Here is a 14,772-nt window from a genome sequence, read left to right on the forward strand (position 1 = left end):
CCTCCAGCCCGCCAAGCTGCGCTGTGGCGGGAGTACCCCGGAGGTTCTGATGGCTGGTGGATGTGGGCTATGGAGATGCCTTTCGGGAGCCGTTGCGGCTGGGGGATCCCGGCATCCAAGCCCAGGCGGAAGGGCGCTACCGCCTCATCCCCTGGCCCGCAGCTCCCGCACGCTACTGGCGGGTTCAACAGGAACGACCGGATCGCACCCGGAAAACCCTCTTCCTGCTGGATCGGATCCCGCGTCAACTGCAGGAGTTCGAGCCCATGTGCCGCTTCCACCAAACGTCGCCGGCATCCAGGTTGACCCGCCTGCGCCTGTGCAGCCTGGCCACCCCCAGCGGACGGATCACCCTCACCGCCTCCGCCAATGGCTCCGTTTTTAAATGGATCGAAACTACCCCAGAAGGCCGCCGGGAACGCCTGCTCAAGGACGAGAAAGAATACGAACACCTGCTCGCTTGCGCCTTCGGGATCCGCCTTCCCACAACCTCTTCTGCCCCTGAGAGAAAGATGGCAAGACCTACAGCCGCTCCGACAGAAGCCCGCCAGCTCTCTTCCAAACCCGATCCAAAACCCTATCCAGCAGTGCCAGAATAAGATGTCAAAATAAAGAACACTGTCTCGTTGTCCGACAAAGATTATGGATGCTGCGGCGGTTTCCACATTTGATGGCCAAGCCCTGGATCACGTGCTCATTTTCGACACCACCCTGCGCGACGGGGAGCAGTGCCCCGGCGCCACCCTCAACACCGAAGAAAAGCTGGCCATCGCCCGGCAACTGGCCCGGCTGGGGGTCGATATCATTGAAGCTGGGTTTGCCTATGCCAGCCCCGGGGACTTCGAGGCGGTGCAGAAGGTGGCCGAACAGGTGGGCACCCCCGATGGCCCTGTGATTTGCAGCCTGGCCCGCGCCCTCAAGGCCGACATCGAAGCGGCAGCCGAAGCCCTCAAGCCCGCCGCCAAGCCCCGCATCCACACCTTTATCTCCACCTCCGACATTCACCTCAAGTACCAGTTGCGCAAGACCCGCGCCGAAGTGCTGCAAATTGCCGAGGAGATGGTGGCCTACGCCAAGTCCTTCGTGGACGATGTGGAGTTCTCCATGATGGACGCCACCCGTTCCGATCCGGAGTTTCTCTACCAGGTGATCGAGGCAGCCATTCGGGCGGGAGCCAAAACCATCAACATCCCCGACACCGTCGGCTACAGCATGCCGGAAGAATTCGGCCAACTGATCAAGGGCATCCGCGAGAATGTGCCCAACATCAAGCAGGCCATCATCTCCGTCCACGGCCACGACGACCTGGGGGTCTCGGTGGCCAACTTTCTGGAGGCCATCAAGCAGGGGGCGCGGCAAGTGGAAGTGACCATCAACGGCATCGGCGAGCGGGCCGGCAACGCGGCGCTGGAAGAGTTGGTGATGGCCCTGCATGTGCGCCGCAGCTACTTCAACCCCTACTTTGGCCTGCCGGTCGACTCGGAAAAACCCCTCACCCACATCAAAACCCAGGAGATCTACCGCACCTCCCGCCTAGTCTCCAACCTCACCGGCATGTTGGTTCAGCCCAACAAGGCCATTGTTGGTGCCAACGCCTTTGCCCACGAATCGGGCATCCACCAGGACGGCATGCTCAAGAACCGCCAGACCTACGAGATTATGGACGCTCAGACCATCGGCCTGCAATCGAGCACGCTGGTGCTGGGCAAACACTCGGGCCGCAACGCCTTCCGTACCCGCCTCCGGGAGTTGGGCTTCGAGCTCTCAGAGCAGGATCTGAACAAAGCCTTCCTGCGCTTCAAAGAGCTGGCAGACAAGAAGAAGGAGATCACCGACCTGGATCTGGAGGCAATCGTCAACGATGAGACCCGCCCCGTGCCCGATCTCTACCGTCTGGAGCACGTGCAAGTGGTGTGCGGCAACCACGAGACCCCCACGGCCACGGTGCGCCTGATCACCCCTGAGGGCGAAGAGCGGGTGGACGCCGCCGTGGGCACAGGCCCGGTGGACGCGGTGTACAAAGCCATCAACCGCATCGTCAACATCCCCAACAAGTTGATCGAGTTTTCCGTCCAGTCGGTTACCGCCGGCATCGACGCCATGGGGGAAGTCACCATCCGCCTGCGCCACGAGGATCGCGTCTTCTCTGGCCACGCCGCGAATACGGACATCATCGTCGCCTCGGCCCAAGCCTACATGAACGCCCTCAATAAGCTTTACGCCGCTCTGCACGCAGCCCGCTCGACGGCTGAGCAACGGCAGGCCGCCACCCAGAAGATCTGATGGGCTACCGACAGGAGCGCCCCTCTAGGACCCGGCCGCAGGGATCCCTTCCGCAAACACCCGCCTGATTACTTCCTCAATCGGCGGGTCTGTTACCGTCAAGTCCAGCACCTCCAGATCTGCCAGGAGCTGGGCAACCGTTTGGGTGAGGTGTTCCCGCCGCACCCACAGCCGCACCTCACAGCCGCTGCCGGGATCCCCCTCGCTGCGCAGCTCTCCATAGACTTGCAATTGGGCGAGGGGGCAGGGGCGGGCCAATTCCAGCTTCACCTCGCGATAGGGGGCAAAGCGCTGCCGCAGCTCCTCGAGGCCGCCATCGTAAATGAGTTGCCCGGCGCTGATCACCAGCACCCGTTCACAGAGCGCCGTAATGTCGGCCATGTAGTGGCTGGTCAACAAGACTGTCGCCCCGTAGCGGCGGTTGTAATCCCGCAGAAATTGCCGCACGGCGGCCTGAGCGTTGACATCCAACCCCAAGGTCGGCTCATCCAAGAACAAGATCTGCGGCCGGTGGATCAGGGCCGCCAGCAGTTCCGCCTTCATCCGCTCCCCCAGAGAAAGCTTGCGCACCGGCTGCTTCAGCTTGCCCTGCAGGTCGAGGAGCTCCGCCAACTCCCCCACCCGCTCCCGAAACTCCTTTTCCGGGATCTCATAAACGGCGGCGTTAATCCGCAGGGAGTCCATTGCTGGCAGATCCCAGATAAGCTGTTGCTTCTGCCCCATCACCAGGGTAATCTGCTGCAGAAAAGCCCGCTCCCGCCGGTAGGGCACATGGCCGACCACCTGCAGCGTGCCCCCGGAAGGATAGATGAGACCCGCCAGCATTTTGAGGGTAGTGGTCTTGCCTGCCCCGTTCGGCCCCAAAAAACCCACCACCTCCCCCGGCTGAATCTGGAAGCTCATCGATTGCACCGCTGGGATGTAGTGATAGGTACGGCGAAAAAAGTGGCGCAATGTACCGATCACTCCCGCTTCCTTAATGGCTACCGGGTAAACCTTGCTCAGGTCGCGGGCAACGATGATCGGCTCAGGTCGGATTGGCACGTCAGACAACATAGCTCCTCACCCCCCCTAAAAAATCAGATCCGCTAGCCCAACTTCAAGGGCAAGCCTCCTGAGGCTGGGCATGTCGGATCTGGCTGGGGGTATTCTCAGGATCGGAGGAGAAACAGCGAACAGGCAGGGGAACTACAGCAGTCCTACGTCTATCCCAGGCTTGCCGGCGACCAGCTCCACCTTCAGGATGCGGCCACCCGACTTTTGGATACGCTGCTGCTCCCGAAACCAGTTGTCGTAGGGCACCAGCTTCGTGAAGTAGGTATTTTGCAGCTCCCGCTGGGTGCGAATGCGGGTTTGGCTGGGCACACAGGCCGTGATCTTAAACATGCGCATGATAAAGGATCCCTGCTGACAGCAAAATGAACTGGCTTGACCAACAAAACAGGCGACTCACCTCAGAAAGCTCGCGTACCCCAGTTAGCACACCAGATCCCTGCGGCAAATCGCCTGTCATGCTCGCTAGACAATGAACCTTAGCTCAGGCCGGAGCAGATGTAGTCGAAGTACACACCCATTTCCTTGCCAGCTTCAGGCCCCACCAGGGCGGCGGTCACTTCTTTCATGGCTTGGATGGCCTGAATGGTGGCTCCAATCGGCACCCCCAGCGAATTGTAGGTCTCCTTGAGCCCGTTCAACACCCGCTCGTCGAGGATGGAGGGATCCCCGGCCAGCATGGCGTAGGTGGCGTAGCGCAGGTAGTAGTCCATGTCGCGGATGCAAGCAGCATAGCGACGGGTGGTGTACATGTTGCCACCGGGACGGGTGAGATCGGAGTAGAGCAACGCCTTGGCCGCCGCATCTTTGACAATGGTGGAGGCGTTGGCCGCGATGGTAGCAGCTGCCCGCACCCGCAGCTCGCCCGTGGCGAAGAAAGCCTTTAACTTCTCCATGGCCGAGCTGTCGAGATACTTGCCCTGGACGTCGTAGCTATTGATCACAGCGGTAATTGCGTCTTGCATGATGAGCTTCCTAAATCTCTAATGAACGTTAAACAGTTGCGCGGTCAGAACAATGAGGGATTAACTCATTGCCCCCACCACAAAGTCAAAGTAGTAGCCGGCCTCAGCCGCGTCCTCAGGAGACAACAGACCCATGGCCACCTGCTTCATTTGGCGGATGCTCTCGGCCACCGCCGGAATAGGCGTGCCCAAAGAGTTGTACATCTCCCGCACCCCCACCAAGCCGATCTCCTCGATCGGGGTGACATCGCCAGCAACGATCCCATAGGTGATGAGGCGCAGGTAGTAGTCCATATCCCGCAGGCAAGTTGCCGTCATCTCCTCTCCGTAAGCATTGCCACCTGGGGAGACGATGTCAGGACGCTTCTGGAAGAGTTGATCGGCAGCTTGCTTGACGATGCGCTCACGAGACTCGGTCAAGACTTGAGCGATGCGCAGCCGCTTCTCGCCGGAGGTAACAAAGGACTTGATCCGATCCAGCTCCCCCGGGCTGAGGTAGCGGGCCTCTGCATCCGCATTCACAATCGATTTCGTGACAACACTCATGGACATCCATCCTCAAGTCAATTTTTTAAAGAGTATGGCGAGCATACCCGCAAGCTATTTTCCGACATGCTTGCCGTCTGCCATCTCAGATCTTCACACTTCTTAAAATGTCTCCCAGGAAAGGAGCACTCCCTTCCCGCCAAGGGGGAGGTTGGTTAAGCGTAAAACAGCCCCCGATGGTCTGGCCGGAGTAGCCCCAGGCAGCCGCAGATTGACCAACCCCTGCTCAGCTTTTCGGAGTGGTCAACAGCTTGAGGATGGGCAGTGTGGCAAGGGATGGCGGTCGGCGCTGGGGAGTTAAGTTTTGCTTTTCAGGTGTCGCTAGGGCAGATAGGGCTGAAAGTCCTGAGTGACCGTCAGGGTCAAGTTGGCGTTGGGATCGATCACCGCCACCTCTGGCGCCGTCACATTGCCGATTACAGCCCCCGCTGCCGCTCCGCCCAGCACCTTCTCCGTCGAGATCACCCGGTCGCCAAACAGGCCGCCCAAGATCGCCCCTGCCGCCGCCCCGATCAGGGCATCCTGCACAACTGCCTCTGCAGAAGTGTGGCGGGGATCCTTGCGCAGCGGGATCACCTGGCTTTGGGCGTAGAGAGGATAGGATTGGCCGTTGAAAATCAAAGCTCGCGAGACAAACTGGGTGCCGCCGCTTACCGGTTGGAATTGGCCTTCTAGGATGGCTCCCGCCGGGACGACCATGTTGCCGTAGATGTCCCGCAGAGGGGTATCCAGGCTGAGGCTGACGGCGCGGGTTTCCCCAGGGGCAATCAAGAGGGCATCTGGGGAGCGATGAACTGCCTGGATCAGATCCCCGGAGCGCAGCAGCAGGGTGGTTTGCAGTTGAAAGGGCTGGCTTGGCTGCAGGGATCCAGGGGGGAGGGGACGAGGATTCACAGGGCGCCATCCCTCGCCGGGGGGCGGTGGTGGCAAGGGCCCCATTTGCGCCAAAACCGGGCTGGCCGCCGGTAGCCAGAGAAACCCACCGAGCAGAGGAGCCAACAGACGACGGGCTGGGTTGGTCATGGTCTTACCCCCGATCTACCACTTCTACGTTAGCTGTAAGCTGGCCAAAGCTGGGAACAAAAGCCTCGTCTGGCCTTTATCCCCATCAAAGCCAGTTGGATGTAGGACGGGCTACTCTAGGCGAGCAGATTCCGCTACTCTTCAACCCAGGTAGAAGTACGGAAAAGCGCCATCGCCGCCCGTCTTGGGCTCCCTAGTGTCCATGCTAGATTAGCTCGTGGGGGTTCGGGGGGTAGATACCCCCGCGCCAGTCGCAGGCTGGTAATGATAAAATGATAAAACAGAGATAAAACAGAGCTGGTTGTATAAAACGGCGTTGCCGGAATCTAATACAACTACGCGGTAGGGCATTCCGTGTCTGCATGCCTAAGGCACGGCACAGCCGAACGCAGAGGGTTCTTGCAATGGCTCCCCGACGAAGCGAGAAGTTCGTCCTCTAGCCAAGTTGTGTTTACTCAACAAGGTTGAGTGGCGGGAGTCTGTCATGCCCTAGGTTTCGCCCCTCGTGTGAGGGCCAAGGTATTCTTCCGATTCCAACCCCTATTCTTCTGTAGCTATGCAGCGCAGCACATCCATGCCGGGCCAGCCTTCTCCCCGTTCAGAAGCTTCTGCTCAACCTGCCCGTTCGCCTCAGCAGGACGGAGTTCGTTCTCTTTTTAAGCCTTTTGCCGTTCTCAAGTCTCTTCTCTCGCCGGTGCTGCTGGTGCTCTTGGGCATTGGGCTGGGAGCGGCTCTGGTGGGAGGCAAGGGGGTATCTGCCCAAACGACGGCAACCCCGCCCCAACTGAACCTGAATTTTATTGCCGAGGTGGCGCAAAGGGTGGGGCCGGCGGTGGTGCGCATCGATTCCGAGCGGACGGTGAGCGTCCCGGGCGCCTTCCCAGAGGAGTTTTTCAGCGATCCCTTTTTCCGGGACTTCTTTGGCCAGGTGATCCCCCCCATTCCGCGGCAGCGACGACAGCAGGGCACCGGCTCCGGCTTCATCATCAGCCCGGATGGCCAGATCATCACCAATGCCCACGTGGTCGAGGGATCCGACAAGGTGACGGTGACGCTCAAGGATACCCGCAGCTTTGACGGCAAGGTAATCGGCACCGATCCGGTGACGGATATCGCCGTGGTGAAGATCGAGGCCCAGAACCTGCCGACGGTGAAGCTGGGTCGCTCCGAGCTCCTCGAGCCGGGCCAGTGGGCCATCGCCATCGGCAACCCGCTGGGGCTGGACAACACCGTAACCGCCGGGATCATCAGCGCTTTGGGCCGCTCCAGCGGCGAGATCCGCGTGCCCGACAAGCGGGTGTCCTTTATCCAGACGGATGCGGCCATCAACCCCGGCAACTCCGGCGGCCCCCTGCTCAACGCCCAAGGGGAGGTGATCGGGGTCAACACGGCCATCATCCAAGGGGCGCAGGGGCTGGGCTTTGCCATTCCCATCGAGACGGCCCAGCGGGTGGCCAACCAGTTGATCGCCCGCGGCAAGGTGGATCACCCCTACCTGGGCATTCGTATGCTCACCCTCACCCCCGACCTGAAGGAGCGCCTCAACCAGGATCCCAACAGCCGCATCTTCGTGACGGTGGATCAGGGGGTGCTCATCGGCGAGGTGATCCAGGGATCCCCGGCAGAGCGGGCGGGCCTGCGCGCCGGAGACATCATTCTCGCCATCAATGGTCGCGCCGTCACCACCGCCGACCAAGTACAACAAGAGGTAGAGCGCACCGAGGTGGGCAGCACCCTGGAGCTGGAGATCGAGCGAGCTGGGCGGCGGCAGAAGATCCGGGCCGTTACCGGCTCCTTCCCGGCCTCCGGCAGAAGCTAAGGGGATATTGCTGGGGGTGAGGGTTGGCAGTTCCAGCTCAGGGAAATTAATGGTTTAATGGTGGCCTAACAGTCGAAACTTCCTGGCCCAGGCCGGAACGCTCTCGGCGGGGCCGCTTGTCTTGAGTTGGGGATCCCTTCTCACCTTGCCTATGCTGAAAACCACCCGTCGCCTGGCTCTGCTGGCCCTGTCGGGGCTGGCAGCCCTTGTTCTCGCCCCTCAAGCGGGCTTTGGCAAGCCGATTGTCGTTGGCTCTAAGGACTTCACCGAGCAGTTTATCTTGGGGGAAATGTACGCCTTGGCCCTGGAGGCGGCGGGGTTGGCGGTGGAGCGCAAGCTCAACTTGGGGGGAACGCCGGTGGCCCATGCCGGCCTGTTGAGCGGCGAGATCGATCTCTACCCGGAGTACACCGGCACCGGTCTGCTGACGGTGCTCAAGCTGCCCACCAGCAGCGACCCGGCCCAGGTATACGCGACGGTGGCCCGCGAGTACGAGCGTCAGTTCCAACTGATTTGGCTGGATCCGGCCCCCATGAACAACACCCAGGCCCTGGCCATGACCCGCGCCAGAGCGGCAGAGTTGGGCATCGCTACCATCTCAGACATGGTGGCCAGAGCGAGCGAGCTGGTGATGATCGGGCCGCCGGAGTTCCAGGCCCGCGAAGATGGCCTGCCGGGGCTGCAAGCAGTCTACGGCAACTTTCGCCTCAAGGCCTACAAGGCGGTGGATCCCGGCCTGCGCTACCAGGGCTTGGTCAATGGGGAGGCGGATGTGGCGGTGGCCTTTGGCACCGATGGGGAAATTGCCGCCTTTGACCTGGTGGTGCTCAAGGACGACAAGCAGCTTTTCCCCCCTTACCAGGTGGCGCCGGTAGTGCGCAAAGATACCCTGGAAGCCAACCCCGGCATCGCCACCGCTTTGAACGCCCTTTCCCCCCTGTTGACGGACGAGGTGATGCAGCGGCTGAACTACGAGGTAAGCGGCAAGCGCAGGGAGCCGGCAGAGGTGGCGAGAGCCTTCTTGGTGGAGGCCGGCATCTTGAAAGAGTAGCCCGTTGCACGAGGCCCTGGCGTGAGCACTCTTGAGTTCGAGCGGGTATCGCTGCGCTTTCCCCACAATTCCCGTCCGGCCGTGGAGGAGTGCAGTTTTTCCGTGGCCTCGGGCCAGTTGGTGGTCATCCTCGGCCCTTCCGGCTGCGGCAAAACCACCCTTCTAAAAATGGTGAACCGGCTGCTGGAGCCCACCCAAGGACAGATTCGCCTGGATGGGCAGGATATCCGCCGCTTTCCGGTGACGGCGCTGCGCCAGCGCATCGGGTATGTCATCCAGCAGGTGGGGCTGTTTCCCCACATGACGGTGGCCCAGAATGTGGCGGTGGTGCCGCGACTTTTGGGCTGGCCAAGGGAGCGCATCCGCGAGCGGGTGGACGAGCTGCTCAGCTTGGTCAACCTGCCCCCCCAAGAATACCGACGTCGCTACCCGGCTCAACTCTCGGGCGGCCAACAGCAGCGGGTGGGGCTGGCGCGGGCGCTGGCCGGGGATCCGGATCTGCTGCTGATGGACGAGCCCTTTGGTGCCCTCGACGCCATCACTCGTGGCAAGCTGCAAGACGAGATCCTACACCTGCAACGGCAACTAAAAAAGACTATCCTCTTCGTCTCCCACGACGTGGAAGAGGCGCTGCGCCTGGCAGATCGCATCCTGGTGATGCAGCAGGGGCGGGTGGTACAGTTCGACACTCCCTTGCGGCTGCTCACCCAGCCGGCCACCCCCTTTGTCCGAGAGCTGCTGGGGGCAGACGACATGGTGCGTCAGTTGAGCGTGCTGCGGGTGGAAACGGCGATGGAGCGGATCCCGCACAACCACCAGATCCAGGAGGGGGCGGTGGTGAAACCCCAGGAAACCCTGCGGCGGGCCTTGTCGCTGCTGTTGCGCACGGGGGCAGCAGCTCTCACAGTGTGGGAAGACGGGCGGGCCATTGGCATCGTTACCCTGGATCACATCCGCCATCTGGCCATGCTGGAGGGGGGATCCGCATGAGCTATCTTCTCAGCAACCCCGGCCTGGTGTGGCAGCTTACCCAAGAGCACCTGGCGATGGTGGCAACAGCCTTGGGGATTGCCCTGGTGCTGGCGCTGCCGTTGGCTTTGCTGGTGCACCAGGTGCGCTGGCTGGCCCTGCCGGTGATGGAGATCCTCAGCATCCTGTACACAGTGCCCAGCCTGGCCCTAATCATCTTGTTGGTTCCCTACTTTGGCCTCAATGCCCGCTCGGTGGTGGTGGCGATGGTGCTCTACACGCAGGTGATCTTGGTGCGCCATTTTTACGTGGGCCTGCGCTCGGTGGAGCCTGCCATTCTGGAGGCGGCCAAGGGCTTGGGGATGAACTTCTGGCAGCGGTGGTGGCAGGTGCAGGTGCCCCTCATGCTGCCGGTTGCCCTGGCCGGCTTGCGGCTGGCGGCAATTGTGGCCATTGCCATCGCCACGGTGGGGGCTAAGTTTGGGGCGGGAGGGCTGGGCACCCTGCTTTTTGAGGGCATTGCCCAGGCCGGTCGCTACGACAAGATCTGGGCCGGATCTTTGGCCGTGGGATCCTTGGCCTTGCTGGTGAACACGGCCCTGTGGGGGCTGGAGTGGGCGGCCCGCCGCGGCTAAAGAGAGCCAGAGCCTTTTTCAAGTCGCTGGAGACAGCCCCCCTCGCAAGACGGAACAACGGTCTGCCCCTGCCATTTTACGAAGAGCTATAGCATGGACGAGAAGCCAAGTACTTCTCCAGGCGAGACGATTCCAGCCTCCTGCTATTCGGTGCCGCTTGGAAAGACCGTAGCTTTATAGAGTGGGCCTGACGCAACATGGGTGAGCAACCTCCGCTAAGGGATTGGCCTTCTCGCAGCGATGGGGAACTGATGGAGGCTATCCGAGAGAGGCAAGGGGCAGCGCTGGGGGTGCTTTACGACCGCTATGCCGGCTTGGTCTATGGGCTGGCCCTCCAGATCCTGGGCCATGTGGCCGAGGCGGAAGATCTGACTCAGGCGGTGTTTGTCGAACTGTGGCGCAAAGCCAGCTATGATCCGCAGCGGGGATCGGTGAGCAGTTTTCTCTGTCTGTTGACCCGTTCGCGTGCCATCGACCGTCTGCGTTCCCAAGACAGCTCTCAACGTCTTTTGAAGCACTGGCAATCTCTGCTCGCCGCCGAGAACAGGGCGCCGGCCCCCTTTGAGCAGCTCTCCCTCGAGGAGCGACGGCAAGCCGTACAAGAGGCCCTCGGCCAACTGCCGGAAAGCCAACGGCAGGTTCTAGAGTTGATCTACTACCAGGGGCTGAGCCAGGCGGACGTTGCCCGACACCTGGGGATCCCGCCGGCAACCGTTAAAGCCCGCGCTCGCCAAGCCCTCTGCAAGTTGCGGGGATCCCTGCGCGCGCTCCTTGAGGTTTGGAGTTAGGTTCTGTTGTCGGCCTGGCCATGTTTGCATCCCATTTGCCCCTTGCATCGGAAGAACAGGAAGAACTGGCCGGCTATCTGCTGGGGGATTTATCTCCTGAGCAGGCAAGCGCCCTAGAGGCACGCCTAACCCAAGACCCACGGTTGCTGGCGGAATTGCAGGCTTTGCAAGAAACCCTGCACCTGTTGCCCTACGGCTTGCCGGGGGTGATCCCGCCGGCCAGCTTGCGGGGCAAGGTGATGGCAGAGGCGGGCATTGAGCAGGTGCCGACACCTCTTCAGCCGGCCCTGTCCTCTCTGGGGTTCGGTCGCCTCACCGCTGAGTGGCGCTGGCTGGGGGGGTTGGCGGCAGTGGTTTTGGCCCTGCTGGTTTTCGACAACTGGCGACTGCGGCAGGCGCTCCAACTGGCCCGCCTAGAATCGGTGCAGGCGCTGGCCCATTTGCTGCAACAGCCGGGATCCCGCCTGGTCAATTTGCAGGGAGAGGCGGCAGCGGCTAACCTCCTCTATCGCCCAGGAGAGTGGCAGGAGGTGGTCTTGGCGGCGAGGGATCTGCCCCAACCGGCCCCTGGGGAGCGTTACCATCTCTGGCTCAAGCTGGAGGACGGCGAGACCCTCCACTGCGGCAACTTTCAAGTGGATGCCCAGGGATCCGCGCTTGTCGCCTTACGTCCGCCGCGCCCGCTGCCAGAGGACGCTCGCCCCCAAGAGGTGCTGGTTACGGCCCAAGCCGCTGCCGTCCCTCGCAAACCCCAGGGCAAGGTTCTTCTCAAAGCCAGGGTGTTCTAGGAGAAGTGAGGGGAAAGCTAGCGCTGCGGGGATTGGCCTTATCGGTGGGGTTGGCCCTGGCCCTGCTGGCTTTGTGGTGGATGGATCCCACCCCAACCACCCTGAGCCAATACACCACTTCCTTACAGGAGCGCACTCTCCCACAGCTCCACAACATCCGCCAAGCAGTCCAAAGCCTGGATGGGGTTTACATTCAGCCGGGGGCGGTTTTTTCTTTCAACCAGGTGGTGGGGCCGCGCACCCTGGAGCGGGGCTATCTGCCTGCGCCGGTATTCATGGTGGCCGAAACCCTGGATTCGGTTGGCGGCGGGATCTGTCAAGTCTCCTCCAGCCTTTACAATGCGGCTCTGCTGGCGGGGCTGGAAGTGGTGGAAAGGCACCCCCATTACCGGCAGGTGGAGTCGGTGCCGCCAGGGCTAGATGCCACGGTTTGGTACGGCTTGGCCGATCTCAGGTTGCGCAATCCTTTCCCTTGGCCAGTACGCCTGCGCTTTCAGATCCGCGGCCAAACTCTAATCGTGTCGGTGCTGGGACGGGGATCCCACCCTGCTCCAGCCATTCCACCCATCCGCGTAGAGCAGCGGCGACTGGATCCCCAGCATTTGCAGGTAAGCGTCTATCGCGGTAACGAGCGCCTCTCCCAAGATCGCTACGTTGCTCCCTAGCTGCCAAAACCGTCTTGGCGAAGTCCGCTGCACCTTCTGGGGAACCGCATCCTAAGCTGCCTCTTTAAGGAGCAAGGGGACAAGCCGTTTGGATCATCTTCCAATCACCAGCACCCCCATCATGCCACCGGCTAGGGGATAAAACTTGGCAACAGAAAACCCTACCTGCAAGGCCATTTGCTGCTGCTCTTGGCCAGATGGGAAACCATCCAAACTGGGATCGATGTAGGCATATTCAGATGCCAATCCCAGAGCTTGCGCCCGGGCGACGACCTGGGTGTTCAGGTACCAGCGCTGGAAGTCCGCAAGGAAAGGGATCCCTGTGGGGCGATGAAAGTCCAAGAGAGCGGCGCGACAGCCGGGCTTGAGCACCCGGTAAATCTCCCGCAACGCTTGAGGGATATCGGTTACGTTGCGCAGACCGTAGCCCATTGTAACGGCATCAAAGCTGGCGTTGGGAAAAGGCAAGGCCAAAGCATCTCCCAATACCCACTCTAGGGAGTAGCCGGGGAAAAGACGGGAGCGCCGCCGAGCAATCTCCAGCATGGCCGGGGAGAAATCCAGGCCGACCACCTGTCCGCTTCGTCCCACCCGCCGGGCCAGTTGCAGCGCCAGGTCGCCGGTGCCGCAGCAGAGATCCAACACCTGCCCGCCAGGGCCAGCGCCCGACCAGCGCACAGCCATGCGCTTCCAAACCTGATGCAGGCCCAGGCTCAGGGTTTGGTTGAGGGCATCGTAGTGGGGGGCGATGCGGTCGAATAGCTCCCGAATCTGCTCAGGGCGCTCAAAGGTTGGGCTGGGCACCGCTTCTCAACTCCGCTTTGCATCAGTCGTGGCCGCAGTCACCAGACGGGACTACTGCGGCACTGGGATCCCGCTCACCCCGACTCGGTGGCGGCGGCTGGGATAATCGGCCAGGCTCAAGGACAAAGACCGGGATCCGGCCAAGCTGGAGGCGGGGATGCGAACAGTTCCCTGGAAGACTTGGCTGTTGGGAGGCAGCTCCCCAGGCAGGCCTTGGGTGAGGGCGTTGATCGACCGTCCGGTGTCGTCGGTAACGTTCAGGAAGCTGTAGAGAAAACGCACCGTCTCCGCCGAATTGTTCTGCATCGCCACGTTCAAAACCACCTGCCCTCCCTCGCGGCGAACCGAGAGCACCTGCATGGCAACCTGCCCGCCGGCAGCCACTTGCCGAGGTGGGGGAGGTGGTGTAAACACCGGTGGCGGCGAGGGGCGCGGCGGTTGGGGAGAGGGAGAAGCAGGCCGCGGGGTGGGGGATGGGGCTGCCGCCAACTCAGGAGACAAGCGGGGGGTGGGCGTCGGGGTAGGTCTAGCCACGGGAACGGATGTAGGAGTGGAGAGAGGGGCGGGGGTGGGGGGTGGGCGCAGGCTCGCTTCCGCTGCTGCAATCACCGCGGCCTCGTTCAAGAGGGGCACGGTGCGGGGATCGCGAACGCCACGGGAGGAGGAAGCATTGCCGGCTGTGGTGACGGGAGAGGAGACCCCCGACAGGGCGCGCTGGCCGAAGAGGTAGCCCAAACAGGCGCTCAACACGGCTGTGAAGAAAAACGCACCCAGCCAAAACAGCGCTCCCAAGAATGGGGAGGTGAACTCTTGCGCTGGCCTGACCGATCTTCGCAAAGGATGCTCACTCCTGCTACCGGCTTGCTCTACCTATGATACGAAAGCGACGAGGAGCTAGGGATTCTCCGCTGGCCCAGAATCTTTGCGCTCTTGCTGCTGGGCGCAGAGAGCAGCGCTATCTAGGTTGGGCAGCCGTTCCCCCAACCACCAGCCTGGATCCTCCCAGCTCAGGGATCGCAGCCACTTGGCGGCGCGATCCGCCAAGACCAGCCCCAACAAAACAGGAGCGGTGGTGATCCCCAGCGCTAGGCTTAGCCAAAGGGGCGGAGAGGACTGGGAGGTGGTTGGAGAAGCCTTTTGGTTGGGGAAAGAGGCCGACTTGGGATCCGTCATGTCTGCTTTTTGAAGGTGAATTCTCTATCTCAACCTAGCCTTAATTGAGCCTTATCGTGGTTCCAAACTCGTGACATCCTCTCCCGCTAAGCCCTGACGGGCTGTAGACGGGAGCTTCCGAGAATCACTTCTCGGAGTTGCTGCTTCAACGGACTGGTACAGCCTTTTAATTTAAAATAGGGTACAGGTATTCAAGAGGAAGGAGAGAAA

Annotated in this window: 17 protein-coding genes; 9 read left to right on the forward strand and 8 right to left on the reverse strand. The window is 61.6% G+C overall.

Annotated features, from left to right (window positions below):
• The first annotated feature begins 56 nt into the window (after positions 1-56).
• Both NW855_RS04185 and NW855_RS04190 read left to right on the forward strand, forming a co-directional pair.
• Positions 57-599 (forward strand): arylamine N-acetyltransferase, encoded by a 543-nt coding sequence (locus NW855_RS04185; RefSeq protein WP_414508390.1) that lies wholly within the window; start codon positions 57-59, stop codon positions 597-599.
• A 43-nt stretch (positions 600-642) separates the two neighbouring features.
• On the forward strand, positions 643-2,283 hold the full coding sequence (locus NW855_RS04190; RefSeq protein ID WP_011431034.1) for a 2-isopropylmalate synthase: 1,641 nt from the start codon (positions 643-645) through the stop codon (positions 2,281-2,283).
• A 24-nt stretch (positions 2,284-2,307) separates the two neighbouring features.
• Here the strand turns inward: NW855_RS04190 and NW855_RS04195 are convergent, their stop codons facing one another.
• The 5 genes from NW855_RS04195 to NW855_RS04215 form a co-directional block, all read right to left on the reverse strand.
• Positions 2,308-3,339 (reverse strand): ATP-binding cassette domain-containing protein, encoded by a 1,032-nt coding sequence (locus NW855_RS04195; protein WP_011431035.1) that lies wholly within the window; start codon positions 3,337-3,339, stop codon positions 2,308-2,310.
• Positions 3,340-3,471: 132 nt separating this feature from the next.
• Complete coding sequence (locus NW855_RS04200) at positions 3,472-3,675, reverse strand: phycobilisome linker polypeptide (RefSeq protein WP_011431036.1); 204 nt, start codon at positions 3,673-3,675, stop codon at positions 3,472-3,474.
• 140 nt (positions 3,676-3,815) lie between these two features.
• The gene (apcB, locus tag NW855_RS04205; protein ID WP_011431037.1) at positions 3,816-4,301 is read right to left on the reverse strand and encodes an allophycocyanin subunit beta; all 486 of its coding nucleotides are present in this window, start codon (positions 4,299-4,301) and stop codon (positions 3,816-3,818) included.
• 60 nt (positions 4,302-4,361) lie between these two features.
• Positions 4,362-4,847 carry an allophycocyanin subunit alpha gene (gene apcA / locus NW855_RS04210; protein WP_011431038.1) on the reverse strand — a complete coding sequence of 162 codons (486 nt, stop codon included), beginning with the start codon at positions 4,845-4,847 and terminating at the stop codon, positions 4,362-4,364.
• A gap of 321 nt (positions 4,848-5,168) precedes the next feature.
• Positions 5,169-5,870 carry a hypothetical protein gene (locus NW855_RS04215; protein WP_099812900.1) on the reverse strand — a complete coding sequence of 234 codons (702 nt, stop codon included), beginning with the start codon at positions 5,868-5,870 and terminating at the stop codon, positions 5,169-5,171.
• A 556-nt stretch (positions 5,871-6,426) separates the two neighbouring features.
• On the opposite strand from NW855_RS04215, the gene NW855_RS04220 reads away from it, so the two are divergent.
• From NW855_RS04220 to NW855_RS04250, 7 genes are all read left to right on the forward strand, one after another.
• A complete protein-coding gene (locus tag NW855_RS04220; protein ID WP_011431040.1) occupies positions 6,427-7,689 on the forward strand; it encodes an HhoA/HhoB/HtrA family serine endopeptidase in 1,263 nt (420 codons plus the stop codon).
• A gap of 151 nt (positions 7,690-7,840) precedes the next feature.
• Positions 7,841-8,740, forward strand: a complete 900-nt coding sequence (locus NW855_RS04225; RefSeq protein WP_011431041.1) for a glycine betaine ABC transporter substrate-binding protein — start codon at positions 7,841-7,843, stop codon at positions 8,738-8,740.
• A gap of 21 nt (positions 8,741-8,761) precedes the next feature.
• Positions 8,762-9,730 (forward strand): ABC transporter ATP-binding protein, encoded by a 969-nt coding sequence (locus NW855_RS04230; protein ID WP_011431042.1) that lies wholly within the window; start codon positions 8,762-8,764, stop codon positions 9,728-9,730.
• The gene (locus NW855_RS04235) at positions 9,727-10,344 is read left to right on the forward strand and encodes an ABC transporter permease (protein WP_414508391.1); all 618 of its coding nucleotides are present in this window, start codon (positions 9,727-9,729) and stop codon (positions 10,342-10,344) included. The genes NW855_RS04230 and NW855_RS04235 overlap by 4 nt, the downstream gene beginning before the upstream one ends.
• Before the next feature lie 197 nt (positions 10,345-10,541).
• Positions 10,542-11,132, forward strand: coding sequence for a sigma-70 family RNA polymerase sigma factor (locus tag NW855_RS04240; protein WP_011431044.1), 591 nt, complete (start codon positions 10,542-10,544; stop codon positions 11,130-11,132).
• Positions 11,133-11,152: 20 nt separating this feature from the next.
• On the forward strand, positions 11,153-11,920 hold the full coding sequence (locus NW855_RS04245) for an anti-sigma factor domain-containing protein (protein ID WP_011431045.1): 768 nt from the start codon (positions 11,153-11,155) through the stop codon (positions 11,918-11,920).
• Between the two features lie 5 nt (positions 11,921-11,925).
• Positions 11,926-12,585: a VanW family protein gene (locus NW855_RS04250; protein ID WP_228375280.1), complete on the forward strand. Its 660-nt coding sequence runs from the start codon at positions 11,926-11,928 to the stop codon at positions 12,583-12,585.
• A gap of 93 nt (positions 12,586-12,678) precedes the next feature.
• On the opposite strand, the gene ubiE is transcribed toward NW855_RS04250, so the two are convergent.
• From ubiE to NW855_RS04265, 3 genes are all read right to left on the reverse strand, one after another.
• Entirely contained in the window at positions 12,679-13,389 is a 711-nt protein-coding gene (gene ubiE / locus NW855_RS04255) for a bifunctional demethylmenaquinone methyltransferase/2-methoxy-6-polyprenyl-1,4-benzoquinol methylase UbiE (protein ID WP_011431047.1), read from the reverse strand.
• Positions 13,390-13,440: 51 nt separating this feature from the next.
• A complete protein-coding gene (locus tag NW855_RS04260; RefSeq protein WP_099812898.1) occupies positions 13,441-14,181 on the reverse strand; it encodes a hypothetical protein in 741 nt (246 codons plus the stop codon).
• A 102-nt stretch (positions 14,182-14,283) separates the two neighbouring features.
• On the reverse strand, positions 14,284-14,562 hold the full coding sequence (locus NW855_RS04265) for a hypothetical protein (protein WP_099812897.1): 279 nt from the start codon (positions 14,560-14,562) through the stop codon (positions 14,284-14,286).
• Between the last annotated feature and the right edge of the window lie 210 nt (positions 14,563-14,772).

The organism is Synechococcus sp. RC10B2 (assembly GCF_047502635.1).